This is a genomic window from Peptoniphilus sp. BV3C26 (assembly GCF_000478985.1).
In the GTDB taxonomy this organism is placed as follows: Bacteria; Bacillota; Clostridia; order Tissierellales; family Peptoniphilaceae; genus Peptoniphilus_B; species Peptoniphilus_B koenoeneniae.
In genome coordinates, this window is sequence record NZ_AWXB01000005.1 from 1 (window position 1) to 24,735 (window position 24,735).

Here is a 24,735-nt window from a genome sequence, read left to right on the forward strand (position 1 = left end):
CATCCATTATTATGCCTATATGTTTAGGAACTTTTAAAAGGTCGATTTTTTCTAAATTTGAAGTCATAAAACCTCCTAAAAAAAGGCCTTTCGGCCTTTAATTATATCTCCATAAGTTCATTTTCTTTAAGCTTAGCTATTTCATCAATTTCTTCAATATATTTGTCTGTTAAATCTTGAATTTGCTTTTCGTAATCTCTCAAATCATCTTCTGAAATTTCTTTATTTTTTTCAAGTTTTTTAACTTCGTCTACAGCCAATCTTCTAATATTTCTTACAGCTATTTTAGAATCTTCGCCATTCTTTTTAACAACCCTAACAAGGTCTTTTCTTCTTTCTTCCGTAAGTTGGGGTATAACAAGTCTTATGATTTTACCATCATTTGAAGGATTTAATCCAAGATCTGATTTTAAAATTTCTTTTTCAATTAAAGGTATCATTTTTGCTTCCCAAGGTTGAATAGCAAGAAGTCTTGCTTCCGGTGCGGAAATTCCCGCCACCTGATTAAGCGGTGTTTGTTGTCCGTAATAATCTACGGTTATCTTATCAAGAATCGAAGGATTAGCACGGCCTGCTCTTATATTTTTTAAATCTTCTCTAAAAACTTCTATAGTTCTTTTCATTTTATTTTCAGTGTCGCGTTTAATATCAGAAAACATAACATCCTCCTATTTTACTTTAGTTCCAATGTCTTTGCCCATTACCACATCCAACATATTAGATGGAGTGTCTATGCCAAACACAATTAAAGGTATATCATTGTCCATGCAAAGAGATGTTGCAGTTGCATCCATGATTTTAAGTTCTTTATTCAATATCTCTTTATAGTCTAAGTCTGTATATTTAACAGCTTCATGATTAATCTTAGGATCTGAATCATATATTCCATCAACACCTTTTTTAGCAAGCAAAATAACATCTGCATTTATTTCTGCAGCCCTTAATGCCGCTGTGGTATCTGTTGAAAAATATGGGTTTCCTATACCAGCTGAAAATATTACTATTCTGCCTTTTTCAAGATGACGAATGGCTCTTCTTCTTATATAAGGTTCAGCAACTTCTTTCATTTCTATTGCTGTTTGAACCCTTGTATCAACTTCAAGACTTTCAAGAGCATCTTGAAGAGCAAGAGCATTCATAACGGTACCAAGCATACCCATATAGTCTGAGGTTGCCCTATCCATTGTGGAGGCACTTCTACCTCGCCAAAAGTTTCCTCCACCAACTACTATACCTATTTCAACATTCAAATCATGAATTTTTACGACTTCTTTTGCAATAACTTTTATGGTTTCAGGGTCTATTCCTATACCCCTCTCACCTGCCATAGCTTCGCCGCTTAATTTAAGAATTATTCTTTTATACTTAGGAGACAAGAAACTCACCTCAGTTTCCCATTTGTTTTGCTACTTCTTCAGCGAAATTTTCTTCTCTTTTTTCTAAGCCTTCTCCAACTTCATATCTTACAAATCTTCTGATTTTTATATTTTCACCAATCTTTGCAACAAGATTTGAAAGAAGATCTTTTACCTTTACATCAGGATCCTTAATAAATTTTTGGTCTAATAGACAAATTTCTTCATAGAATTTTTCAAGTCTACCTTCAACCATTTTTTCAATAATTTTTTCAGGTTTTCCTTCGTTAAGAGCTTGTTCCTTTAAAACGGTTTTTTCATGTTCTAATTCTTCTTGAGGAACTTCTTCTCTTGAAACATATTTAGGATTTTGAGCTGCAACTTGCATAGCCATGTCTTTAACAAAAGCTTTAAACTCTTCATTTTTAGAAACAAAATCGGTTTCAGAGTTAACTTCAATTAAAACTCCAATTCTTCCACCGTGGATATAAGATGCAACAATTCCTTCAGATGCAATTCTTGAAGATTTTTTAGCTGCCTTTGCAAGACCTTTTTCTCTTAAAAAGTCAATTGCTTTTTCCATATCTCCTTCAGTTTCTTGAAGGGCTTTTTTACAGTCCATCATTCCCGCTTGAGTAATTTCTCTAAGCTCTTTGATCATTTGTGCAGTAATATTCATTTTTACCTCCTGTTACTTTAAAAAAAGAGTTCAAAGCAAGGCTTTAGAACTCTCTTTTAATTATTCTTCTTCGTTTGAAGTTTCTTCTATAGTTTCTTCTGAAATTTCTTCTATAGCTTCTTCTGAATCTTCTTCAAATATTTCCATTTCTTCCATAGAATCTTCAGAATCTTCATCATTCAAATCAGTTATTTGAGTCCCTTGTTTTCCTTCCAAAACTGCATTTGCAATTGTTTCGGTAATAAGTTTTACCGCTCTTATTGCATCATCGTTGCCCGGAATTGGAAAATCAATTTCATCAGGGTCACAGTTTGTGTCAATAATTCCTACAACCGGGATTCCAAGGATATGTGCTTCTTTAACAGCAATATTTTCTTTTTTAGGATCAACTACAAAAACACAATCAGGTAGTTTATTCATATCCTTTATTCCGCCAAGAAACTTTTCAAGTCTGTCTCTTTCGTGTTTAAGCTTTATAACTTCTTTCTTTGGAAGTAAGTCAAAAGTTCCATCTTCTTCCATTAAATTAAGAGCATGTAATCTTTCAACTCTTCTTTTAATAGTTTTAAAGTTAGTTAAAAGACCTCCCAACCATCTTTGGTTGATAAAAGGCATTTCGCACTTATTAGCTTCTTTTTCAATAGCATCTTGAGCTTGTTTTTTTGTTCCTACAAATAGAACAACTCCGCCATCGGCAGTAAGATTTTTAACAAACTCATAAGCTTCTTCGATTTTCTTTACAGTTTTTTGAAGATCTATTATATAGATTCCATTTCTTTCTGTAAAAATAAATCTTCCCATTTTAGGGTTCCATCTTCTTGTTTGATGACCGAAATGAACTCCGGCTTCAAGAAGAGCTTTCATTGATATAACTGACATTTTGCACCTCCGTTTTTATTTCCTCCATCTTCATCACCCGATTTATAAACCATATAGGCAACGTAAAATCGTCAAAAGATGTGTGTCATTTCATACCTAAGCTATTTTACCATAGGTGTTAATCTTTATCAACTATTTAAATTTTCAAAAATGATATTAATTTAAGAAGTAAATAATTTAAAAAAAATAAATCAGCCGACTCTCAGCTGATTTATAAAAACTATTTTTATTTATTGTTTTTTTGTTTTCGTTCTTATTTTGGTTTTGTGTGTTTTTATTTGAAGAATTATTTTTTTTGTCATCTTTTTTAGTTTGTTCTTCATTTTCTTTTTTAGGAACTACAACCTTGTACTCTTCTTTTAATTCATAGTCTTTTTTAGGATCTATATATTTTTTAACTTTTGCTTTCTTTTCAAGATCGTTTAGATATTTTGTGAATTTTTCATCAGTTAATTTTTTAGATATTTGGTCTTTAACTTTATCAAATTCAAGATTATTGAAGCTGTTAAGTTTTATTATATGATATCCGTAGGTTGTCTTTACTGGTGAAGAAATTTCTCCTACTTTTAAACTTTTTACAGCCTTTTCAAAATCTGGATCCATTACTCCATTTGAAAAATCTCCAAGCTCTCCACCATTGTCTTTTGAACCTGGATCAGTAGACTTTTCTTTTGCAAGTTTTGCAAAATCTGTGCCTTCATCAAGTTGCTTTTTAATTTCTTTTGCTTCTTTTTCATCAGCAACTAAAATATGAGCTGCATTTGCTGTAAAGTATTCATCCTTGTGAGCATCATATTCTTTCTTAACATCTTCATCTGTTGCTTTTAAATCTTCAAGCATTTTTTTTGTATATTCAGATAAAAATTCTTTTGTTTCCAAATAATTCTTAAAGAATTCTTCAGTTAAGCCTTGTTTCTTTAATGCTTCTTTAAATTTATCTTGACCGCCTTCTTGTTTATACAAAGCATTCAGTTGTTCTTCAACATTTTTAATGTCAGCTTTAATACCCTTTGCTTCCCCGTCTTGCTTTACAATTTCCATTTGAACTAAATTATTTAAAACATATTGTCTTATTCCTTGGTCAACTGTTCCTTTTCCGTTGCCCATATCTTCTTTTAAATAATCTTCTCCATATTGTAAAACAATTGAATTTCTTTGGGCTGCATATTCCATATCAAATTTATCTGTTGGAATGTCAACTCCATTTACAGTGGCAGCCACTCCTTGAGGAGCTTTTTCTCCACAAGCTGTGAGCATAGATGTAAGTGTAATTCCTATTGCGCATACTTTAATTATTTTTTTAATATTCATATAAACTTCCTCTCTTATTATTAGCTTTCTTATTATACTACAAATTAAAATATCTGTCAGTATTTATGGCTTCCTATAATAGCAAGTATACTTTTTATATCCTCAAGAGGATTTTTTAAATTTCTCACTCTTATTTTAGGAAGTCCTCTTAAATTAAAATCCAGATCTTTAAAAGTAAATCTGATTTCATTTATTAAAGGTAAGGTTAATTTTTCCTTTATAAATGAAATTTCATAAGCTTTATTTATTTCAACGATTGATATTATACCAAGTTTTTTAGCAGTTTGTCTAATTAATGAAATATCCATTAAATTGGAAACTTCTCTTGGAATATTTCCAAACCTGTCAAATAATTCATCAAGAAGATCCCTATAATCTTCATTGTTTGAAACTCCTGCAATTTTTTTGTATATCTCAATTGTTATTTCTTCATTATTTATATAAGTCTTAGGTATATAAGAATCAATTTTTATATCTATTGTGGTTTCTACCTCTTCTTCACTTTCCAAACCCTTTTTCTTCTTAATGGCATCTTGTAAATATTTAATGTATAAATCATAACCTATGGTTTCAATATGCCCGCTTTGTTTTTCTCCTAAAATTGAGCCTGAACCTCTTATTTCAAGATCTCTCATGGCAATTTTATAGCCGGAGCCGAATTCTGTAAATTCTTTAATTGATTTTAATCTTTTTTCAGCTATTTCTGACATGGAAATTCTTTTATCATAGGTAAAATATGCATAGGAAAGTCTGTTTGACCTACCTATTCTTCCTCTTAACTGATAAAGCTGTGAAAGACCAAGTCTGTTAGCTTCTGTTACAATCATTGTATTTGCATTTTGCACATCCATACCGGTTTCAATAATAGTTGAACATAAGAGAACATCCACCTCGTGATTTAAAAAAGACATCATGGTTTCCTCAAGGACCTTATCTTTCATTTGACCGTTTGCCATGGCAAAACTTGCCTCAGGAACTAATTTTCTAAGCTCGGCCAATTTGTTTTCCATATTTGAAACCCTGTTGTATACAAAATACACTTGACCGTCTCTTTCAATTTCTTTTAAAATTGCCTCTCTTATCATCATGTCGTTATATTCAAGGACATAGGTTTGAGTTGGAAATCTTTCTTCAGGAGGCTCATCTATTACAGACATATCTCTTATGCCTATCATGGACATTTGCAGTGTTCGTGGAATGGGTGTTGCAGTTAAAGTAAGGGTGTCCACATTTTCTTTGAGAAGTTTTAATGATTCTTTATGTTTAACTCCAAACCTCTGCTCCTCATCAACAATTAGAAGTCCCAAATCTTTAAATTTAATATCTTTTGACAAAAGCCTGTGAGTACCGATTACAATATCCACAAATCCATTTTTTAAATCTTTTATATCTTCCTTTTGTTCTTTGAGACTTCTAAATCTTGAAAGCATGGCAATTTTTATTGGAAAATCCCTAAATCTTTCAACAAGAGTATTGTAATGCTGCTGGGCTAAAATTGTTGTAGGAACTAAAAAAGCAACTTGTTTTGAATCCATAACAGCTTTAAAGGCTGCCCTTATGGCAACTTCCGTCTTCCCATAGCCTACATCGGCACAAAGAAGTCTATCCATAGGTTTTTGTTTTTCCATATCATCTTTTATTTCTTGGCTTGCTCTTAGCTGGCCTTCCGTTTCCTCATAAATAAAAGAATTTTCAAATTCCCTTTGCCATTCAGTGTCAGGACTATATTGATAACCTTTGGAATTTTCCCTGTTTGCATAAAGCTCTATTAAATAATCAGCCATTTCTTCCACAGCTTTTTTGGCTTTACTTTTTTGTTTTTGCCAATCTGTAGAATTTAACTTATTAAGTTTAGGTCTTACCCCTTCACTTCCTATATATTTATGAATTATATCCAAAGATTCAATTGGAATAAAAACCCTATCTCCTCCACTGTATTGTAAAGTTAAATAATCTCTTTTTATTCCTTGAATTTCCATTATGTTATTGCCTACATATTGGGCAATCCCATGAGTTTCATGAACAACATAATCTCCTATTTTTAAATCGGAAAGCTTTATGTCGGATTTTTTTCTCTTTTTTCTTTTAATATTTTGCTCATAAATATCTCCTTGATTTAAAATTATTAACTTGGAATCAACAATTTCAATGCCCTGGCTTAAATTGTTTGTGCTTATTACAATTTCTCCTGAAGAAATTGATTTTCTTTCTTTATTTATTCTGCCTTTTAAATCAAGTTCTTTTAAAGTTATTAAAAGTCTTTGAGCTCTTTTTTCAGACCCTGCCATAAGAAGAATTTTATATCCCTTATACAAGTACGAATTAATATCTTCTTTAAATATTTTTAAACGACCCCTATAATTTACAATGGATTTTAATTTAAAATTAACTATATCCTTAGGAGTAAAGTCACTTGGTGGATTTAAGAGAGTGTTTAAGGTTAAAACTTTGTCTTCATTTAATTTTTCAATTAAAGCCTGACTTTTAAAAGAAACATTTTCGTGTTCTTTTAAAGCTTCTCCATTTAAAATTAATTCTTTTAAATTTTCCAAATAAGTTCTTAAGTCTGAATTATCTCTTTCAAGAATTTTTCTTGGATCTTCAATAATTATTAATGGTTTTGAAAAATAATCAAAAATTGAACTTAAATATTTTTCATCAATAAAAGGAAGAAGCAAATCCCAATTGTTTACTTGAAAATCGCCACCTAACCTTTCAATATAAAGATTGAATTTTTCCTTTAATCTCTCTAAATCTCTTCCCTTTAACCTTGTTTTTTTAAGAGATTTTTCAATTTTTTCAGCCGCTTTTTTTCTTTCTTCATCAGGAATAATTATTTCTTTTGCAGGGCTTATTAAAATATTTTCTAAATTTTCAATTGATCTTTGACTTTCAATTTCAAAACTTCTTATTGAATCAACTTCATTGTCAAAAAATTCCAAACGCATGGGACCGTCAGGAGTATATATATCTACAATTCCTCCTCTTATGCAATATTCCCCCATGCTTTCCACTTGAAAAACTCTTTCATAACCCATTTTATAAAAAATTTTTCCAAGTTCATTAAGGTCAAATGTGGCGCCAATAGAAATTGCAAGAAAATTATTTTTAAAAATATCGGGGCTTGTAATTTTATCTTTTAAGCCATTAAAAGTTGTTACAAGGATCTTTTCTTTATTTAAACTTATTTCTTTTAAGGCATTAATCCTGTTTTTGATGTTATCCATGCTTCTATAATCTCTTTCATAGAGAAAAATATCCTTAGCTGGATAATAAGATGCTTTTTTACCTAAAGAATTTAAATCCTCATTTATTTTTTTTGCACGAATCTCATCACTTGTAAGTAAAATTATTTCATTATAATTAAAAGATAAAGCATAAGATATGATGCTTGTGAAACCTTCTATTGTTCCGAAAGCTCCAACTTTTGCACTTTCTTTTTTTAAAGCCTCTAATGTGTCCTTGTAAGATTTTAAATTTTTTAAATTATCTAATAGTATTTCCATATCCACCACAAAAAAGCTGTCATTTAGACAGCTTGTTATTAAAATTATTCATTGCCGTATCAATTCCATTTACAATGTAAGTTGTAATTGCTTCTACAGCAGAGTCAATAGTTTCTCTTATAGATTTTTTTTCAGTTTCTGCAAATCCTGATAAAACAAAATCCGCTAAATCAGGTAAATTATTTTTTCCGACTCCGATTTTAAGTCTTGGAAATTCATCTGATTGGATCTGATAAATAATTGATTTGAGGCCATTATGAGTGCCCGCTGATCCTTTTTTCTTAATCTTAATTGTTGCAAATTCAATATCTATGTCATCAACTACAACTAAAAGATTTTTTATGTCCTCCTTGTAAAAGTTCATAACTTCTCTTACTGCCTCTCCACTATTATTCATAAAAGTTTGAGGCTTTACAAGTATAATCTTTTCACCGTTTAGATAAAATTCACCTATTAAAGATTTAAATTTTATTTTATCAACTCTTACATTATATTTTTTTGCCAATCTGTCTATAGTTAAAAATCCCATATTATGTCTTGTATTCTCATATCTATTTCCGGGATTTCCAAGACCTACTATTATATGCATTATTTATCAAACATCTCACTTACAGATGTATTGCCATTTATTCTTCTTATAGCAGATGCAAAAATTGGAGCGACACTTATTTGAGTTAACTTTTCCTTTAATTTATCTTCATCTACTTTAATTGTATCTGTAACTACAAATTCTTCCATTACAGAAGATTCAATTCTATCATAAGCAGGACCGGAAAGAACTGCATGAGTTGCACAACCGTAAACTTTTTTTGCACCATTGTCTTTTAGAGCTTTGGCAGCTTGACAAATAGTTCCTGCAGTATCAACAATATCATCAATTAAAATACAATCTTTTCCTTCAATTTCTCCTATAATATTCATTACTTCAGAAACATTAGGCTTAGGTCTTCTCTTTTCAATAATTGCAATAGGAAGATTCAATCTATTGGCAAAAGTCCTTGCACGTGTTACTCCTCCCAGGTCTGGAGAAACAACGACAAAATCTTCATTTGAATTCTTTACTAACTTTTCAAAATAATTTGATAGATAAGGTATTGCTGAAAGATGATCAACGGGAATATTAAAATAACCTTGAATTTGTCCCGCATGTAAATCCATAGCAACCACTCTGTCAGCTCCTGCAGTTTCTAAAAGGTCTGCTACTAGTTTAGAAGTTATAGGCTCTCTCGCCTTAGTCTTCCTATCTTGCCTTGCATATCCATAGTAAGGTATAACAACATTGATTCTACCTGCAGAAGCACGTTTAAGAGCATCAAGCAAAATTAAAAGTTCCATTAAATTATCATTTACAGGACTTGAAGTTGATTGAATGATGTAAACATCTTTTCCTCTTGCAGTTTCCCCGATATCAAGTTGAATTTCTCCATCTGAAAATTTTTTAACTTCGCATTTAGACATTTCAATACCTAAATTTTCGCAAATCTTTTTTACAAGTTCGCGGTTGGAATTACCAGTAAAAATTTGTATTTTACCTGATTGTCCATTACATGAATTCATTCTTTTCCTCCTAATAAACCTTTCTTTTCAACCCAATCCTTAAAGCTCAATTGCTTTGATCTTTCAAGAGCAAGTTCTCCCTTAGAAACCTTCTTTGTAATAGTGGAGCCTGCTGCAACATAGCCATAATCTTCCACAACAAGAGGAGCCACTAAGTTTGAATTGCTGCCTATAAAAGCATTATCGCCAACAATTGTTCTGAATTTATTTTTTCCGTCATAATTGACGAAAATAGCACCACAACCTATATTTACATTTTTCCCAACATCTGCATCTCCAACATATGCCAGATGGGAAGCTTTTGTGCCCTTTCCTAGACTTGAATTTTTTATTTCAACGAAATTTCCTATTTTACAATTATCACCAATATTTGAATTTGGTCTTAAATGAGAAAATGGACCTATTTTAACTCCATTTGAAACAATAGAACTTTCAATAAGAGATGATTCTATTTCCACATTATCACCTATAGTAGAATCTACAATTCTGGTGTTTCCTCTAATTATTACATTTTCTCCAATTACAGTATTTCCTTCTAAGTAAACTCCTGGGAATATAATTGTATCCTTAGATATTTTAACATTCTTTTCAACATAACTTGACTTAGGATCTATAAAGGTAACACCATTATCAAGATGAAAATTAATTATTTTTTCATTAAGAATTTTTTGAAGTTCACATAATTGTCTTCTGGAATTAACTCCAAGGATCTGAATTTCATCATAAATAGTATAGGCGCCGACATTTTTATTATCTTTTTTTAAGTTTCCTAAAACATCAGTTAAATATAGCTCTCCTTGAGCATTATTTGTATTTAATTTTCCTAAATATTCCTTTAGTAAACCACCCTTAAAAGCAAAAATGCCAGAATTAATTTCTTTTATTTGCTTTTCGGAATCATCAGCATCTTTTTCCTCAACGATTTTTAAAACTTGATCTCCATGTCTTATTATTCTTCCGTAGCCCTTGGGATTTTCCAAATGGGCGGACAAAACGCTGCAATCAAAATTATTTTTTTTATGATAAGTTAAAAAATCCTCAATGGTCTTAGCTTCAATAAGTGGAGTATCTCCATTTAAAATAAGAACCGAATCCTCAGCTTTAAACTCATCTTTTGCACAAAGAACTGCAAAACCTGTCCCATAAGGATTTTCTCCACCTATAGGTTGTTCTACAATGGTAATATTACTGTTTTTAAAATGTTCTTTTACAATTTCTTTTTTATGACCTAAAACTAAAATAATTTTATCAACTTTATCTGAACAAGAATTGATTACATGGTCTACAAGAGAAAAACCTCCCACTTTATGCATTACTTTTGGAAGGTTTGATTTCATCCTTGTTCCTTCGCCTGCCGCAAGGATTATAGCAATTTTCATATTTCACCTCAAATTATAAATTAATTATACCTTTACACAGGATTTATAACAAGGTTTTGTAAAATATACTTATAATTTATTTTAAATTCCTTTGATTTAACAGGCCCTTTTAAAACCTTTCTCATATGAAGTTAATTTTTAATTATTTTTTATCCAATAACAAATCAAAAGATTTTTTACCATTTTTTTTAAATATTTAAAAAAGACTTAAAATTTTTAAGTCTCTTTTTATATTTTTTAAAAGTTTTTTAATATTATTGATTGCAAAAGATTTGCTGATTTTTCAATGTCGTCCAAACATCTTTCAAATTTGTCAAAGGTTCTTGTCCAAATTAAAAGTTCTTTTGCATCTTTTTCTTTAATATAAAGGTTTCTTATAGCATTTAGGTGGAGGTTATCTCCTTCTTCTTCAAGTCTGTTTACTTCTATAATTTTATCTCTAATTTCTGAGTTTTTATTGTAGTTTTGAAATTCAATTATTGCTTCATAAAGCGCGTTTGTTGCACTACAAATTAATTGGGAAAATTTTAAAGCTTCCGGTTTTATTTCATGAATGTTATACATATAAAGGGCAAACAAAACGTCTTCTATTGAGTCTGTAGGCTCGTCCAGCTCTTCAATGAGAACTTGTATGTCTTCTCTATCTATAGGAGTTAAAAATTCTTTTATTAAATGACTTTGGGTTATATGAATTAGGCCGTCGTTTGAATGTTCTATTTCGTGCATCTCGCTCATTCTGGCTATTAATTCTGAAGGTTTATAATCATTTAGTATTTCATTTAAAAGGGTTGCCGCCGCCATGGATCCTTCTACCATTTCTCTTAGTATTTTAAAATAATTAAATTCTATTTTTTCCATATTATCACCATATTATTAAAATAAGTTTTGTAAATAAAAATCCCAAGAATATATTAACTGGAAAAGTTAAAAACCAAGTTATTATCATTTTAAAAACAAATGACCAGTTAACATTTGAAAATCTTTTTGATGCCCCCACTCCCATTAGAGCGCTTGTAGAGGCGTGAGTTGTGGATGCTGGAAGTCCAAAAATACTTGCTCCTAAGATTGCAAGAGACCCTCCCATGTCGGAGGAAAAACCTTCAAAGTTTTCAATCCTTACAAGATTCATTCCTATTGATTTTATAATTTTTTTGCCCCCTATTGCTGTTCCAAGTCCCATTGCAAGACCGAATATTAAAAGTAGGTATATGGGTATTTTATTTATGGTTTCTTTGTCTTTAAAGGCTGATAGAACTATGAAAAGAACTCCCAAATATTTTTGTCCATTTTGGACTCCGTTCATAAAGGCAAGAAATGCTCCTGAAAATATTTGAGCTTTTTTAAAGGGTTCCTGAAGTTTTCTTCTGTCTTTATTCTTACAAAATTTTTTTATTATATTTACTATTAAGTATCCAAATAAAAAACTCAAAATAATTGCGAGAAAAAATCCTATAAAAACTTTTAAAAATTCTTTTATTCCTATTCCTGCAAATCCTGATACTGCAAGACTCGACCCTATAAGTCCTGATACCAGGGCGTGGGATTCGGAGCTGGGTATGTCAAAATGCCAGGCCCCTATAGACCAAATAATTACAGATACTAAGGCTGAGATTATTCCAATAAAAACAATATCACTTTTATTCCCAAAGTTTACTAAACCGTAAATTGTTTTTGCCACTCTTGTGTTTGACATCATTATTGTGAGAACTCCTAAAAAGTTCATAAATCCTGCTATGGCTATGGCATAGTCAACATTTATCGCTCTTGTTGAAACGCAAGTTACTATTGCGTTTGATGCGTCTGTAATTCCGTTTACTACCATCCCGCCTATTATTAAAATGATTGTTATTAATAAAATAGGGTTTGTAAAAACTTCTCCTAAAAATTCTGAAAATCCTATAGTCATATTAACCTCTTTTTTCGTATTGGATTCTATGAAATTATTATATCACATCATTTTTTATATAGCTTTTTTTGCAAAATAAAAAACTCACCTTTTTACAGATGAGTTTTTCTTTTTTTATTTCTATTTAACTACTATATTTAGTATTTTTCCCGGAACATAAATTTCTTTTACTATTTTTTTATTTTCCGTCCAGGTCTTATAGTTTTCGTTTTCTCTTGCAATTTTTAAAACTTCTTCTTTATCTGCTTGTCTATTTATTTCTATGGTGAATCTTACTTTACCATTAAATTGTACAGGCATTTCTATGATTGAAGAAATTGTTTTTTCTTCTTCGTATTCTGGCCATTTTTGTTCATGGATATATCCGCCGAATTTTCCTTCTTCCCAAAGTTCTTCTGTTATATGTGGAGCTACGGGATTTAACAAAATTAAAAATATTTTATAATCTTCTTTTGTTATTTTTCCTGCATCATAGAATTCGTTTAAAAGTGACATAAGGGAAGCTATTGCCGTGTTGTATTTTAAATTTTCATAGTCAAAGGAAACTTTTTTTATTGTTTTGTGAATTGATTGTTCAAGTTTACTTTCTTTAAGATTTTCATCAACTAATTCAAAAGCTTTATAAACTCTTTCAAGAAATCTTCTGCATCCTTTAACACCTTCTTCACTCCAGGGTGCTGATTTTTCGAAATCTCCTATAAACATTTCATAGGTTCTTAAAGTATCTGCTCCAAATTCTTTTACAACATCATCAGGATTTACTACATTACCTCTTGATTTGGACATCTTTTCTCCGTTTTTACCAAGAATCATTCCGTGAGAAGTTCTCTTTTGATAGGGTTCTTTTGTTGGGACAAGTCCTAAGTCGTATAAAAATCTGTGCCAAAATCTGGAGTACAATAAGTGAAGAGTTGTGTGTTCCATTCCTCCGTTATACCAATCAACATTTAACCAATATTTTAATTTGTTTTGATCTGCAAATTCTTTTTTATTGTGAGGATCTATATAACGAAGATAATACCATGAGCTTCCTGCCCAGTTAGGCATTGTATCTGTTTCTCTTTTTGCTGGTCCGCCACAAATTGGACAAGTTGTATTTACCCAATCAGTCATTTTTGATAAGGGTGATTCTCCATCGTGAGATGGCTCATAATCTTCAACTTTAGGTAATTTTAAAGGAAGTTCATTTTCATCAATTCCTACCCAGCCGTGTTTTTCACAGTAAACTACAGGAATTGGTTCTCCCCAATACCTTTGTCTTGAAAATACCCAATCTCTTAATTTATAATTAGTCTTTTTTGCTCCAATATTATTTTCTTCAAGCCAAGCAATTATTTTTTCCATTGCTTCTTTTACACTTAAACCATTTAAAAATCCTGAATTTACAAGTTTTCCTTCAGATGTTTCAATGTTTGGCTTTTCATCAACATCAGGACCATCTATTACTTTAACTATTTTTAAACCAAATTTTTTTGCAAACTCATGATCTCTTGTGTCATGACCAGGAACTGCCATAATTGCTCCTGTTCCGTAGGACATAAGGACATAATCTGAAATCCATATAGGTATTTCTTCATTGGTTAAAGGATTAATAGCTTTTAGTCCTTTTAGTTCCACTCCCGTTTTATTAGTATTTAACTCGCTTCTTTCAAAGTCGCTTTTTTTGGATACTTCATTTACATATTTTTCTACTTCTTCATAATTTTCGATCTGCTCTTTATGATTTTTTACAATTGGATGTTCCGGTGAAAGAACCATGTAAGTTGCACCGAAAATTGTGTCTGGTCTTGTTGTAAATATTTCTATTTTTTCATCCGAATTTTTTAAATTGAAAAATACTTGTGCTCCTATACTTTTCCCAATCCAATTTTTTTGTTGTAATTTTACTCTATCTATAAAATCAACTTCATCTAATCCTTGAATTAGTTTTTCAGCATAGTCTGTGATTTTAAGCATCCATTGGCTTTTTACCTTTTGAACAACTTCTGTTCCACATCTTTCGCATTTGCCCCCTACAACTTCTTCATTTGCAAGACCGACCTTACATGAAGGGCACCAATTAATAGGCATTTCAGATTTATAAGCAAGACCATTTTCCAATAATTTTAAAAATATCCACTGAGTCCATTTATAGTATTCAGGATCCGTTGTGTTTATCTCTCTATCCCAATCAAAGGAAAATCCTATTGATTGTAATTGCTCTTTAAACCTTTTTACATTTTCTTTTGTTACAATTTCAGGATGAATTTTATGCTTTATTGCATAGTTTTCCGTTGGCAGACCGAAGGCATCCCAGCCCATTGGAAAAAGAACATTTTGACCTTCAAGTCTTCTTTTTCTTGCAACTATATCAAGAGCTGTATAAGGTCTTGGGTGTCCAACGTGAAGTCCTTGTCCTGATGGATAAGGAAATTCTACTAAAGCATAAAATTTTTTCTTTGAACTATCATCTTGGGCTTTAAAAGTTTTATTTTCTTCCCAAAATTTTTGCCATTTTTTTTCTATTTTTGAAGGATTATATTCTCTCATTTTTTCTCCTTAAAATTCTGCAGATCCTACTGTTCTTGGAAATGGAATGACATCTCTTATATTTCCCATTCCTGTTATATACATAACTGCTCTTTCAAATCCAAGACCGTAACCTGAAGTTATTACTGAACCGTATCTTCTTAAATCCAAATACCATTCATAAGTTTCCAAATCCATACCGTTATCAAGAATTCTTTGTTTTAAAACATCAAGTCTGTGCTCTCTTTGAGAACCACCTATTATTTCTCCAATTCCAGGAACTAAAAGGTCGCAAGCTGCAACAGTTTTGCCGTCTTCATTTAAAGTCATATAAAAGGCTTTAATTTCCTTTGGATAGTTTGTTACAAATATAGGCTTTTTAAAAATCTTTTCAGTTAAATATCTTTCATGTTCCGTTTGAAGGTCTATTCCCCATTTTACAGGATATTTAAATTCTTCTTTTGATTTTTCAAGTAGTTCAATTGCTTCAGTATAAGTTACTCTTCCAAAGTCGTTTGAAACAATATTTTGAAGTCTTTCTAAAAGATTTTTGTCTACAAAACTGTTAAAGAAATTCATTTCATCTGGTGCATTCTCAAGAACATAATTTATAACATATTTAAGCATAGATTCAGCGTTTTCCATATTGTCATTTAAATCTGCAAAAGCCATTTCCGGTTCTATCATCCAAAATTCTGCAGCATGTCTTGTAGTGTTTGAATTTTCTGCTCTAAATGTAGGTCCGAATGTATATACATTTTTAAAAGCATGGGCAAAGGCTTCTGCTTCAAGTTGACCAGAAACTGTAAGATTTGTTTCTTTGCCGAAAAAGTCTTTGGAATAATCTATTTTTCCATTTTCTTTTGGAACTTCATTTAAATCTAAAGTTGTAACCTGAAACATTTCTCCTGCTCCTTCAGCATCAGAGCCTGTAATAACTGGAGTGTGAACGTATATAAAACCATTTTCTTGGAAAAATTTATGAATTGCAAAAGCTATTAAACTTCTGACTCTAAAAACTGCATTAAAGGTGTTTGTCCTTGGTCTTAAATGAGCTTTTGTCCTTAAATATTCCATTGTGTGTCTTTTCTTTTGAAGGGGATAATCATTATTTGAAACTCCCATAAGTTCAATGCTTTTTCCGTGAATTTCAATATTTTGTTTTGCTCCCGGACTTTCTACAACTATTCCCTTTACCTTTAAAGAACTTGGTAATTGAAATTTTTGAACTTGTTCAAAATTTTCAAGTTCATTGTCATAAACAACTTGAATTGATTTAAAACATGAGCCATCATTTAATTCAATGAATCCAAAGTTTTTTGATGCTCTTGATGTTTTTATCCAACCTTCAATTTCCACTTCTTTATCAATTAATTCCTTGTTTGTAAGAACTTCTTTAATATCTAAAACCATAATTTCCTCCTTAATCATTATTTTATTATAGCATAAAAGGTCTATTTATCTATATTTTTGAGGTTTTCTTTTATAATTTTTTCATAACCCGAATCTTTAGGTTGATAATATTTTTTCTCTTTAAATTCATCGGGCAAATATTGTTGCTTTACATATGAATTTGGATAGTCGTGAGGATATAAATACTTTGAATTTTTATTAAATGAGGGATTGTGAGGATCTCTTAAATACATGGGTATTTCAAAGTTTTTTCCTCTTTTTATATCTTCTAATGCCATGCCTATGCCCATATATGATGCATTGCTTTTTTTTTGCACTTGATAGATATGTTACGCACTGAGCAAGTATTATTCTTCCTTCAGGCATTCCTACAATATTTAGACCTTCAAAGGCACTTACTGCTACTTTTAATGCATTAGGGTCGGCATTTCCTATATCTTCCGATGCGGAAATAATTAATCTTCTTGCAATAAATTTAGGATCTTCTCCAGAATCAAGCATTTTTGCAAGGTAAAATAGCCCTGCATCAGGATCACTTCCTCTTATGGATTTTATAAATGCAGAGATTGTATCGTAATGGTTATTTCCATTTTTATCATATTTTACGTTTTTCTTTAAAATGGAATTTTCCACATCTTCCGTATCTATTTTTATAAGTCCTTTTTCATCTGAATCTGTAGAGAGAACAACTATTTCCAGGGCATTTAAAAGAGCTCTTCCATCTCCATTTGCATTATTAATTAAAAAGCTTTTTGCCCCTTCACTTATTTCTATTTTTAAATTTTTAAATCCATCTTCGCTTTCAAGGGCCCTGCTTAATAATATGAGCAAATCTTTTTCTTTTAAAGGCTTTAAATTTATAACCTGCATTCTTGATAAGAGGGCTCCATTTACTTCAAAATATGGATTTTCCGTTGTGGCCCCTATTAAGGTAACTATTCCTTTTTCTACAAAAGGTAAAAGTCCATCTTGTTGGGTTTTATTAAATCTATGAATTTCATCTATGAAGAGTATTGTTTTTTTTGAGTTAAATTTTAAATTATCTTCAGCTTCTTTCAGAGCTTCTCTTAATTCTTTTAAATTTGAGGTGACTGCTGAAAGTCTTATAAAATTTATATTAAGTGTATTTGCTATTATCTCCGCAAGAGTTGTTTTTCCAACTCCTGGTGGACCATAAAAAATAATGGAAAAAATTTTATTTGCTTTTAAAAGTCTGTTTATATATTTTCCTGGACCTATTATTTCATCTTGACCCACAAATTCTTCAATTGTTTTTGGTCTTAATCTATCTGCAAGAGGGGCGCTTTTATTAACTTGTTTTTCAAGATTCATTTCAAAAAAAATTCATTCTTTTTTCTTCTCCAAAATTTTTACAAGTTCATTTAAAAAACTTTCCGTATCTTTAAATTGTCTATAGACCGAAGCAAATCTCACATAACTTACTTCATCAAGATCTTTTAATTCATCCATTACAAGCTCTCCTATTTCATGGGAGCTAATTTCTCTTTTCATGGAGTTTCTAATTCTCTTTTCTATATTGTCTACTGCCCTATCTATTTCATCAATTTGAACAGGTCTTTTTTCACAAGATTTAATAATTCCCTTTTCAATTTTACTTCTGTCGAAACTTTGTCTATTTCCGTCTTTTTTTATTACTATAATGGGAGTTTCTTCCATTCTTTCATAGGTTGTCCATCTTGATTTACATTTTGGGCACTCTCTTCTTCTTCTAATAATAGCTCCCTCATCTGTGGGCCTTGTGTCAGTTACCTTTGAATCTTCATATCCACAATATGGACATTTCATTTTTTAATCTCCTTTATATAAAAAAAAGGGTATCATATGACACCCTTAAAAAAATCAACAATCATTTTCTTTTTCTCAAAAAATCAGGAATATTCAGTTCTCCATTGTCCCTATTAATTTCAGTATTTCCTATTTTATCAATTGTCGGTCTTGCTTTACCTTCATTTTCTTCTTCATCAAATTCTGTTGCTATAACTGTAATTTTTACACTATCTTTTAATGTATCATCTATTCCTGCGCCAAATATAATATTTGCATCATCGGAAACGTAATTTCTAATTAAATCTGCAGCTTCATTAACTTCAAAAATACCAAGATCATTTCCTGCTGTTATATTAATTAAAACTGATTTTGCTCCTTCAATTGATGTTTCAAGAAGAGGTGAATTAATTGCAAGTTTTGCTGCTTCTGTAGCTCTATCATCTCCATTTGCAATACCTATACCCATATGAGCTATGCCTTTTTTCTCCATAATTGTCTTAACATCGGCAAAGTCAAGATTAATTAGATTTGGTATAGAAATTAAATCGGATATTCCTTGTATACCTTGTTTTAATATTTCATCAGCCATTTCAAAAGCTTTAGAAAAACTTGTCTTTTTATCAGAAATAGAAAGAAGTCTGTCGTTAGGAATTATAACAAGAGTATCAACTTTATCCTTTAATGCATTTATTCCACGTTCTGCTGATTTAGATCTCTTCAATCCTTCAAAAGTAAATGGTTTTGTAACAACACCTACAGTTAATAGTCCAAGTTCTTGGGCAACTTCAGCAACAATCGGTGCAGCACCCGTTCCGGTTCCGCCTCCCATTCCTGCAGTAATAAACACCATATCTGCTCCTTCAAGAGCGTCTCTGATTTCGTCTTTAGATTCTTCCGCTGCTTGTTCGCCAACGTCAGGATTAGCTCCTGCTCCAAGACCCTTTGTAACTTTTTCGCCTATTTGGATTTTATTTTCAGCTAATGTATTTTTAAGAGCTTGCCTATCTGTATTTAATGCAAAATATTCAACTCCCTTAACGCCGGCATTTATCATTCTGTTAACTGCATTATTTCCACCGCCGCCTACGCCCACAATTTTAATTTTGGCGAAATCATCATGATCCATATCAAAATCTAACATAAACTTCCTCCTCTTTATTTTAAGTATAATAATCTATCTTTATTTTATTAGTAAATTTCTAATTAGTCAATAAAAATGCTATATTTAGTCATTTTCTATATAATTATCTCAATTATTTTCATAATTTGTGTCATCTTGTAAAACAACTATTACGTCGTCTCCTGAAACAAGGTCAATAGAAACAATATTTTTGCCAGTTTCTTCTACATCTTTAAAAACTTTGTCAAGAAGTTTCATCTTATAATCATATTTTTTATCTCCACCAAATATGATTTCAATATCATTTTTTAAAGTAAAACTTAAATTTTCTTTATCATAGCTTATTTTCTTGATTTCATCTTTATATTTACTATTTAAAAGTTTTAAAGAAACACTTCTTAAATTTTTGTCATTTCTAAATATGAAGGCACCTATTTCATACTTGTTTGTATCTATACCTTCTATATCAATTAGTTTGTCATTAAAATTATCTGAAGTTTTTAAAATTCTAAATTCATCGTCAATAATATAGCTGGTTAAACCCTTTACTTCTCCTATAGGGTGCCTTTCTGTAATGAAAATTTTAAGATTTCCCCTTAAAGAAAATTTAATATTTGCATCTTTTACAAAGGAAAGTTTTTTTAAGTTTAAAATAATTTTATTTTTTTCAGTAAAATTATAATTTTGACCTTGACTAAGCCCAGCAGCTTTAAGTATCTCTTCAGATTTAACTTGGCTGTTTCCTCTTATATCTATGGATTTTATTCTAAAAAGACCAGCTTTCAAAACAAGAAAAATACCCAGTATTATAAATACTAATAAAAACATTATTTTTTTTAATTTTCTCTTAGCTTTTCGTCTTTTTATTTTTTTATTCGTTCTTTGTTGCATCTAATCAACTACTTTTAAAATATTATCCACTAATTCCTTTACAGCACTTATATTACCTAAGCTTTTAGCATTTTTACTCATTTCTTTTAATTTATCATCATCTTTTAAAAGAGCGGTGATCTTTTCAAATAACAATTCACCATTTAATTTGTCTTCATAAATAATTTGACTCGCACCTTTTTCAGCATAGCTTTTTGCATTAAAAACTTGATGATTTCCTGCAGTGTATGCTTTTGGAATCAAAATGCTGGGAAGACCCACCGCTGAAATTTCAGCAAGAGTCATGGCACTTGAACTTGCCACTACAAGATCGCTTATCATAAGTAAGTCCGGTATCTCAAAGGAATAATCTTTTATAATTATATTTTTTGGTAATTCAATATCTTTTATTGCATTCATAAAACTCTCATAGTGGACTTTTCCTGTTATATGAATAAATCTGAAATCTAAATTTTTTTTGCTTTTTATGATTTCAATAACTGCTTCATTTGTAGATTCCTGACCTCCTGATCCTCCAAAAGATAAAACTGTTTTTATATTACCTTCATAAGACAACTTTTTTAAAGCTTCTTCTTTAGAAATATGTTCAAAATTACTTCTAATAGGATTCCCTGTAAAAATAACATTTTTTTCATTAAAATATTTTTTTGCTTCTTTAAAGTTTAGAGCAATCAAAGAGGCTCTTTTTGCAAGATATTTATTTGTTTTACCCGGATAGGCATTTTGTTCCTGAATAACTGTTGGTATATGCTTTTGTTGTGCTTTTAAAACAATTGGAGCACAAACATAACCCCCTGTGCCTATTACTATATCCGGTTTAAATTCTGATATTATTTTTTCACATTGCCTCAAGCCCTTATATAAAGCAAGTAAAGTTTTTACAGTTTCAACATTTACCTTTTTCCTTGGGAGACCTTTTACATCAATGGCTTTAAAATTAAAACCGGCCTTGGGAACTATTTCAGCTTCAAGGCCATTTTTTGTGCCTATATAAAGTATGTCCGCATTTTTATCTCTATTCTTAATTTCATTTGCTATAGCAAGGGCCGGATAAATATGACCTCCTGTGCCTCCGCCTGATAATATATATTTCATCTGTTTCCTCTTTTTGATATTCCAAGAACTAATCCTGCAGCAAATAATGTAACAATAATTGAAGTTCCACCATAAGAAATAAAGGGTAAAGTAATTCCTGTTACAGGAAATAATTTACAAGTTACTCCAATATTAAATATAGCTTGTAAACCTATATAACTGGTAATTCCGGCAGCCATAAATTTATCAAAGTAATTTGACGCTTTATTAGCTATAGTATAACCTCTAATAATAAATATCACAAATAAAACTAAAATTATCATGGCTCCTAAAAGACCGAACTCTTCACATATAATTGAAAAGATGAAATCTGAATGAGCTGCAAAAACATTGTACCTTTGTCTGGAATGAAATAAACCAACTCCTGCAAAGCCTCCCATTGCAATGGCATATAAACTTTGAAATTGGTGGTAAGTAAATTTATTCATTTCACTACCGGTAAAACCTACAAGCCTATCAATACGATAGCTGAAAATTTTTATAAAAATAAAAACTGCTACAAGACCTATGGCTAAAATAATTACAAGTTGATGGGGTCTTATACCTGCAATTATATACATAATAAACAGCGAAAGTCCTATTACTATGGCTGTAGATAAGTCTTTAAAAAATATAATTCCTGCTGAAAAGGCAAAAATTACCAAAATAGTAATAAAGACTTCATTTTTATCTAAATTCCGCCTATTTTTTTCAAGATATTCGGCAAAAAATATTATAGATGAAATTTTTATTAAATCTGAAGGTTGGATTTTTCTATTTATAATAGGAATTAAAATGGATCTTACTTGCCCATGTTCATTAACTCCAATTGGTGTAAACAATAAAAGTCCTAAAAATATTGATGCAACAAATCCTGCCAGTGCCCACTTTTTAATAAAAGTTCTTGGCAAATTAATGGCAAAAAGCATTATGATAAGTCCTATAATCATGCTCAAAATATGTCTTTTTGTATAAAAAAAAGCATCATTTTTATGATATTTTACCGCTTGAGGATATGATGCGCTTGTTATGCAAATAATACTTATTAAAAGCATTACGCAAATAACAAAAAATAAGGTCATATCAACATCTTTAAGTGTTTTTTTTATCATTATAAATTCCTAACTAATTCTTTAAATTTGTCTCCTCTTTCTTCATAATTTTTAAACATATCCCAAGAAGCACAAGCAGGAGACAATAACACAACATCATCTTTTTTTGCAGTTTTATAAGCAAAATTTACAGCTTCTTCCAAATCATCAACAACATGATATGGAATGTTTAATTTTTCCCCTTCATTCTTTAATTTATCTTTTGTTGCTCCTAATAAAATCATTTTTTTAATTGCATCTTTATTGTTTTTCAGCATTTCATAAAAATCTGATTTTTTATCATAGCCTCCAGCAATTAAAATTATATTTTTAAAAGCCTTTAAAGCAACATCTGTAGAATCAGGGTTGGTACCCTTTGAGTCATTATAATATTCCACTCCATTTATTTTTCTTACAAATTCAATTCTATGAGGAGCTCCTTTAAATTCCATTAAAGTTTTCTCAATGATTTCATTTTTTACTCCATAAACTTTAGCTGCAAGGATTGCTCCAAGGATATTTCCCTTGTTGTGGTCCCCTTTTAGTAAAACTTTATCCGTATCCATAATTTTTTCAAGTTTTCCTTCAATAAGAGTATAAAAAGCATTATCTTTTATAAAGGCTCCATTTAAGTGTGGGTATTCCATGGCATAGGCTAAAAGATTTGTCTTTGGCCCTTCCATTGTTTTTAAAAATGGATCATCAAAATTAATTATAAGGTAGTCCTCATTTGTCATATTTTTATAAATATTTTTTTTCGCTTCCTGATAATTATAAAGGCTACCATGCCAATCTAAATGATCACTTGTAATGTTTGTAATTACTCCAACATGGGGATGAAATTTATTTGTAAAGGCTAACTGAAAAGAACTGCACTCAACTACTAAATAATCTTTTTCTGAAATTTCATCTAAGCAATCAAAGATTCCATTGCCTATATTTCCAACAAGGTAAGTCTTTCCCATATTTTCCAAAATCTTACCTATAAGCATTGTAACTGTAGTTTTTCCATTTGTGCCTGTAACTGCAACTGTATTTTTTGTTTTAAGTAAAGAAAAAGCAAGTTCCAAGTCAGAATAAACTTTTATTCCTAATTTTTCCGCTTCTTCTATTAATCTGTGATTAGGTTTTATGCCCGGACTTTTAACAAGAAAATCTATATTATTAAAATTCCCATCAAATTTTTTTGCTTTTTCAAATCCTGAAAAATCTTTGTCATCATAGATGTATAAGTTTACATCCTTATCTTTATAATAATCGTATAAAGATTTGCCGGTTATTCCCGTTCCTATTAATAAAATGTTTTTCATAATATATCCTTAAAAAATCATAAAATAAGCTATTATACATAAAATAAGCTCTACTAAACAAAATAATTTAACAACTTTTGTTTCTTTCCAGCCAAGTTGCTCAAAATGATGATGCAAGGGGCTCATTAAAAATATTCTTTTTCCTCTTAACTTAAAAGACAAAACTTGTAGTATAACAGATAATGTTTCTATAAAATAAATCCCCCCTGCAATTGGAAGTATAAGAGGCAAATTAAGCATAACTGCAACTGCACTTACAATTCCTCCAAGGGCAAGAGACCCTGTATCCCCCATAAAAACTTTTGCAGGGTATTTGTTGAATTTTAAATACCCTATTAGAGCTCCAACCATTGAAAGACATAAAATTAATATACCTGGTCTTTGAAATTTATAAGCGCAGATTGAAAAAAATAAAAGACATATAATTGTAACTCCGCTTGCCAGTCCATCTAATCCGTCAGTTAAATTTACAGAATTTACCGTTCCCACAATTACAAAAATTATAAAGGGAATATAAAATATCCCGAAATTAACCATATTTTTTACTAGAGGCAAATAGACATTGGTTGATAAATCTTTTGAATTATATTGAAAAATAAGAAGTATTACAGCACCAAAAATTTGAAGCAAAAGTTTTTGAAGCGCCGTAAGCCCTAAATTTCTTTTTTTTACAACTTTAATATAGTCATCAATAAAACCTACTGATCCAAATATAAAAGTTGATATTAATATAACCATAGAATCTAAGTTAAAATTAAAAGTAATAATCGTAGATCCAAGTAAGGAAATTAAAAATATAAGTCCTCCTATTGTAGGAGTTCCACCCTTAACTAAATGGCTTAAAGGACCTTCTTCTCTAATACTTTGCCCTGCATTAAGCCTGTGTAAAAGAGGTATTATTATCGGCCCTAAAATTAAAGAAAAAACCAAGCCTGCCATAAAAGAAGCTATATATCTAAACATTATTT

The 24,735-nt window shown here is 30.5% G+C and carries 20 protein-coding genes and 1 pseudogene; all 21 read right to left on the reverse strand.

Going from position 1 to position 24,735, the window contains the following annotated elements:
• Positions 1 to 101: 101 nt before the first annotated feature.
• The gene (gene frr / locus HMPREF1253_RS00285) at positions 102 to 659 is read right to left on the reverse strand and encodes a ribosome recycling factor (RefSeq protein WP_023054830.1); all 558 of its coding nucleotides are present in this window, start codon (positions 657 to 659) and stop codon (positions 102 to 104) included.
• A gap of 9 nt (positions 660 to 668) precedes the next feature.
• Positions 669 to 1,376 carry a UMP kinase gene (gene pyrH, locus HMPREF1253_RS00290; protein ID WP_023054824.1) on the reverse strand — a complete coding sequence of 236 codons (708 nt, stop codon included), beginning with the start codon at positions 1,374 to 1,376 and terminating at the stop codon, positions 669 to 671.
• A 10-nt stretch (positions 1,377 to 1,386) separates the two neighbouring features.
• Positions 1,387 to 2,034, reverse strand: a complete 648-nt coding sequence (tsf, locus tag HMPREF1253_RS00295; RefSeq protein WP_023054832.1) for a translation elongation factor Ts — start codon at positions 2,032 to 2,034, stop codon at positions 1,387 to 1,389.
• A 60-nt stretch (positions 2,035 to 2,094) separates the two neighbouring features.
• Positions 2,095 to 2,913 (reverse strand): 30S ribosomal protein S2, encoded by an 819-nt coding sequence (gene rpsB, locus HMPREF1253_RS00300; protein ID WP_023054837.1) that lies wholly within the window; start codon positions 2,911 to 2,913, stop codon positions 2,095 to 2,097.
• A 177-nt stretch (positions 2,914 to 3,090) separates the two neighbouring features.
• Positions 3,091 to 4,224 (reverse strand): peptidylprolyl isomerase, encoded by a 1,134-nt coding sequence (locus tag HMPREF1253_RS00305; protein ID WP_023054779.1) that lies wholly within the window; start codon positions 4,222 to 4,224, stop codon positions 3,091 to 3,093.
• A gap of 56 nt (positions 4,225 to 4,280) precedes the next feature.
• On the reverse strand, positions 4,281 to 7,730 hold the full coding sequence (gene mfd / locus HMPREF1253_RS00310; RefSeq protein ID WP_023054800.1) for a transcription-repair coupling factor: 3,450 nt from the start codon (positions 7,728 to 7,730) through the stop codon (positions 4,281 to 4,283).
• Between the two features lie 19 nt (positions 7,731 to 7,749).
• Positions 7,750 to 8,319, reverse strand: a complete 570-nt coding sequence (gene pth / locus HMPREF1253_RS00315; RefSeq protein ID WP_023054808.1) for an aminoacyl-tRNA hydrolase — start codon at positions 8,317 to 8,319, stop codon at positions 7,750 to 7,752.
• Positions 8,319 to 9,287 carry a ribose-phosphate diphosphokinase gene (locus tag HMPREF1253_RS00320; protein WP_023054770.1) on the reverse strand — a complete coding sequence of 323 codons (969 nt, stop codon included), beginning with the start codon at positions 9,285 to 9,287 and terminating at the stop codon, positions 8,319 to 8,321. The genes pth and HMPREF1253_RS00320 overlap by 1 nt, the downstream gene beginning before the upstream one ends.
• A complete protein-coding gene (glmU, locus tag HMPREF1253_RS00325) occupies positions 9,284 to 10,666 on the reverse strand; it encodes a bifunctional UDP-N-acetylglucosamine diphosphorylase/glucosamine-1-phosphate N-acetyltransferase GlmU (protein ID WP_023054819.1) in 1,383 nt (460 codons plus the stop codon). The genes HMPREF1253_RS00320 and glmU overlap by 4 nt, the downstream gene beginning before the upstream one ends.
• 237 nt (positions 10,667 to 10,903) lie before the next feature.
• Positions 10,904 to 11,524: a DUF47 domain-containing protein gene (locus HMPREF1253_RS00330; protein ID WP_023054816.1), complete on the reverse strand. Its 621-nt coding sequence runs from the start codon at positions 11,522 to 11,524 to the stop codon at positions 10,904 to 10,906.
• A 4-nt stretch (positions 11,525 to 11,528) separates the two neighbouring features.
• The gene (locus HMPREF1253_RS00335) at positions 11,529 to 12,572 is read right to left on the reverse strand and encodes an inorganic phosphate transporter (protein WP_023054795.1); all 1,044 of its coding nucleotides are present in this window, start codon (positions 12,570 to 12,572) and stop codon (positions 11,529 to 11,531) included.
• A gap of 120 nt (positions 12,573 to 12,692) precedes the next feature.
• A complete protein-coding gene (leuS, locus tag HMPREF1253_RS00340; protein WP_023054809.1) occupies positions 12,693 to 15,101 on the reverse strand; it encodes a leucine--tRNA ligase in 2,409 nt (802 codons plus the stop codon).
• Between the two features lie 9 nt (positions 15,102 to 15,110).
• Complete coding sequence (gene asnS / locus HMPREF1253_RS00345) at positions 15,111 to 16,493, reverse strand: asparagine--tRNA ligase (RefSeq protein WP_023054768.1); 1,383 nt, start codon at positions 16,491 to 16,493, stop codon at positions 15,111 to 15,113.
• A 41-nt stretch (positions 16,494 to 16,534) separates the two neighbouring features.
• Positions 16,535 to 17,825 (reverse strand): annotated as a pseudogene (locus HMPREF1253_RS00350) (replication-associated recombination protein A).
• Positions 17,826 to 17,837: 12 nt separating this feature from the next.
• On the reverse strand, positions 17,838 to 18,299 hold the full coding sequence (nrdR, locus tag HMPREF1253_RS00355; protein WP_023054798.1) for a transcriptional regulator NrdR: 462 nt from the start codon (positions 18,297 to 18,299) through the stop codon (positions 17,838 to 17,840).
• A gap of 61 nt (positions 18,300 to 18,360) precedes the next feature.
• Complete coding sequence (ftsZ, locus tag HMPREF1253_RS00360; RefSeq protein WP_023054810.1) at positions 18,361 to 19,422, reverse strand: cell division protein FtsZ; 1,062 nt, start codon at positions 19,420 to 19,422, stop codon at positions 18,361 to 18,363.
• Between the two features lie 108 nt (positions 19,423 to 19,530).
• Complete coding sequence (locus HMPREF1253_RS00365) at positions 19,531 to 20,292, reverse strand: cell division protein FtsQ/DivIB (RefSeq protein ID WP_023054840.1); 762 nt, start codon at positions 20,290 to 20,292, stop codon at positions 19,531 to 19,533.
• Positions 20,293 to 21,387, reverse strand: coding sequence for an undecaprenyldiphospho-muramoylpentapeptide beta-N-acetylglucosaminyltransferase (gene murG, locus HMPREF1253_RS00370; protein ID WP_023054860.1), 1,095 nt, complete (start codon positions 21,385 to 21,387; stop codon positions 20,293 to 20,295).
• Positions 21,384 to 22,478 carry an FtsW/RodA/SpoVE family cell cycle protein gene (locus HMPREF1253_RS00375; protein WP_023054811.1) on the reverse strand — a complete coding sequence of 365 codons (1,095 nt, stop codon included), beginning with the start codon at positions 22,476 to 22,478 and terminating at the stop codon, positions 21,384 to 21,386. Before HMPREF1253_RS00375 ends, murG begins: the two co-directional genes overlap by 4 nt.
• On the reverse strand, positions 22,478 to 23,767 hold the full coding sequence (gene murD, locus HMPREF1253_RS00380) for a UDP-N-acetylmuramoyl-L-alanine--D-glutamate ligase (protein ID WP_023054817.1): 1,290 nt from the start codon (positions 23,765 to 23,767) through the stop codon (positions 22,478 to 22,480). The genes HMPREF1253_RS00375 and murD overlap by 1 nt, the downstream gene beginning before the upstream one ends.
• Before the next feature lie 9 nt (positions 23,768 to 23,776).
• Entirely contained in the window at positions 23,777 to 24,730 is a 954-nt protein-coding gene (mraY, locus tag HMPREF1253_RS00385) for a phospho-N-acetylmuramoyl-pentapeptide-transferase (RefSeq protein ID WP_023054806.1), read from the reverse strand.
• Positions 24,731 to 24,735 lie beyond the last annotated feature (5 nt).

What these genes read in the sequence shown, in the direction of transcription:
- frr (WP_023054830.1), bottom strand. Translation starts at nt 659, where the DNA reads ATGTTTTCTGATATTAAACGCGACACTGAAAATAAAATGAAAAGAACT.
- tsf (WP_023054832.1), bottom strand. Translation starts at nt 2,034, where the DNA reads ATGAATATTACTGCACAAATGATCAAAGAGCTTAGAGAAATTACTCAA.
- rpsB (WP_023054837.1), bottom strand. Translation starts at nt 2,913, where the DNA reads ATGTCAGTTATATCAATGAAAGCTCTTCTTGAAGCCGGAGTTCATTTC.
- HMPREF1253_RS00305 (WP_023054779.1), bottom strand. Translation starts at nt 4,224, where the DNA reads ATGAATATTAAAAAAATAATTAAAGTATGCGCAATAGGAATTACACTT.
- mfd (WP_023054800.1), bottom strand. Translation starts at nt 7,730, where the DNA reads ATGGAAATACTATTAGATAATTTAAAAAATTTAAAATCTTACAAGGAC.
- pth (WP_023054808.1), bottom strand. Translation starts at nt 8,319, where the DNA reads ATGCATATAATAGTAGGTCTTGGAAATCCCGGAAATAGATATGAGAAT.
- HMPREF1253_RS00320 (WP_023054770.1), bottom strand. Translation starts at nt 9,287, where the DNA reads ATGAATTCATGTAATGGACAATCAGGTAAAATACAAATTTTTACTGGT.
- glmU (WP_023054819.1), bottom strand. Translation starts at nt 10,666, where the DNA reads ATGAAAATTGCTATAATCCTTGCGGCAGGCGAAGGAACAAGGATGAAA.
- HMPREF1253_RS00330 (WP_023054816.1), bottom strand. Translation starts at nt 11,524, where the DNA reads ATGGAAAAAATAGAATTTAATTATTTTAAAATACTAAGAGAAATGGTA.
- HMPREF1253_RS00335 (WP_023054795.1), bottom strand. Translation starts at nt 12,572, where the DNA reads ATGACTATAGGATTTTCAGAATTTTTAGGAGAAGTTTTTACAAACCCT.
- leuS (WP_023054809.1), bottom strand. Translation starts at nt 15,101, where the DNA reads ATGAGAGAATATAATCCTTCAAAAATAGAAAAAAAATGGCAAAAATTT.
- asnS (WP_023054768.1), bottom strand. Translation starts at nt 16,493, where the DNA reads ATGGTTTTAGATATTAAAGAAGTTCTTACAAACAAGGAATTAATTGAT.
- nrdR (WP_023054798.1), bottom strand. Translation starts at nt 18,299, where the DNA reads ATGAAATGTCCATATTGTGGATATGAAGATTCAAAGGTAACTGACACA.
- ftsZ (WP_023054810.1), bottom strand. Translation starts at nt 19,422, where the DNA reads ATGTTAGATTTTGATATGGATCATGATGATTTCGCCAAAATTAAAATT.
- HMPREF1253_RS00365 (WP_023054840.1), bottom strand. Translation starts at nt 20,292, where the DNA reads ATGCAACAAAGAACGAATAAAAAAATAAAAAGACGAAAAGCTAAGAGA.
- murG (WP_023054860.1), bottom strand. Translation starts at nt 21,387, where the DNA reads ATGAAATATATATTATCAGGCGGAGGCACAGGAGGTCATATTTATCCG.
- HMPREF1253_RS00375 (WP_023054811.1), bottom strand. Translation starts at nt 22,478, where the DNA reads ATGATAAAAAAAACACTTAAAGATGTTGATATGACCTTATTTTTTGTT.
- murD (WP_023054817.1), bottom strand. Translation starts at nt 23,767, where the DNA reads ATGAAAAACATTTTATTAATAGGAACGGGAATAACCGGCAAATCTTTA.
- mraY (WP_023054806.1), bottom strand. Translation starts at nt 24,730, where the DNA reads ATGTTTAGATATATAGCTTCTTTTATGGCAGGCTTGGTTTTTTCTTTA.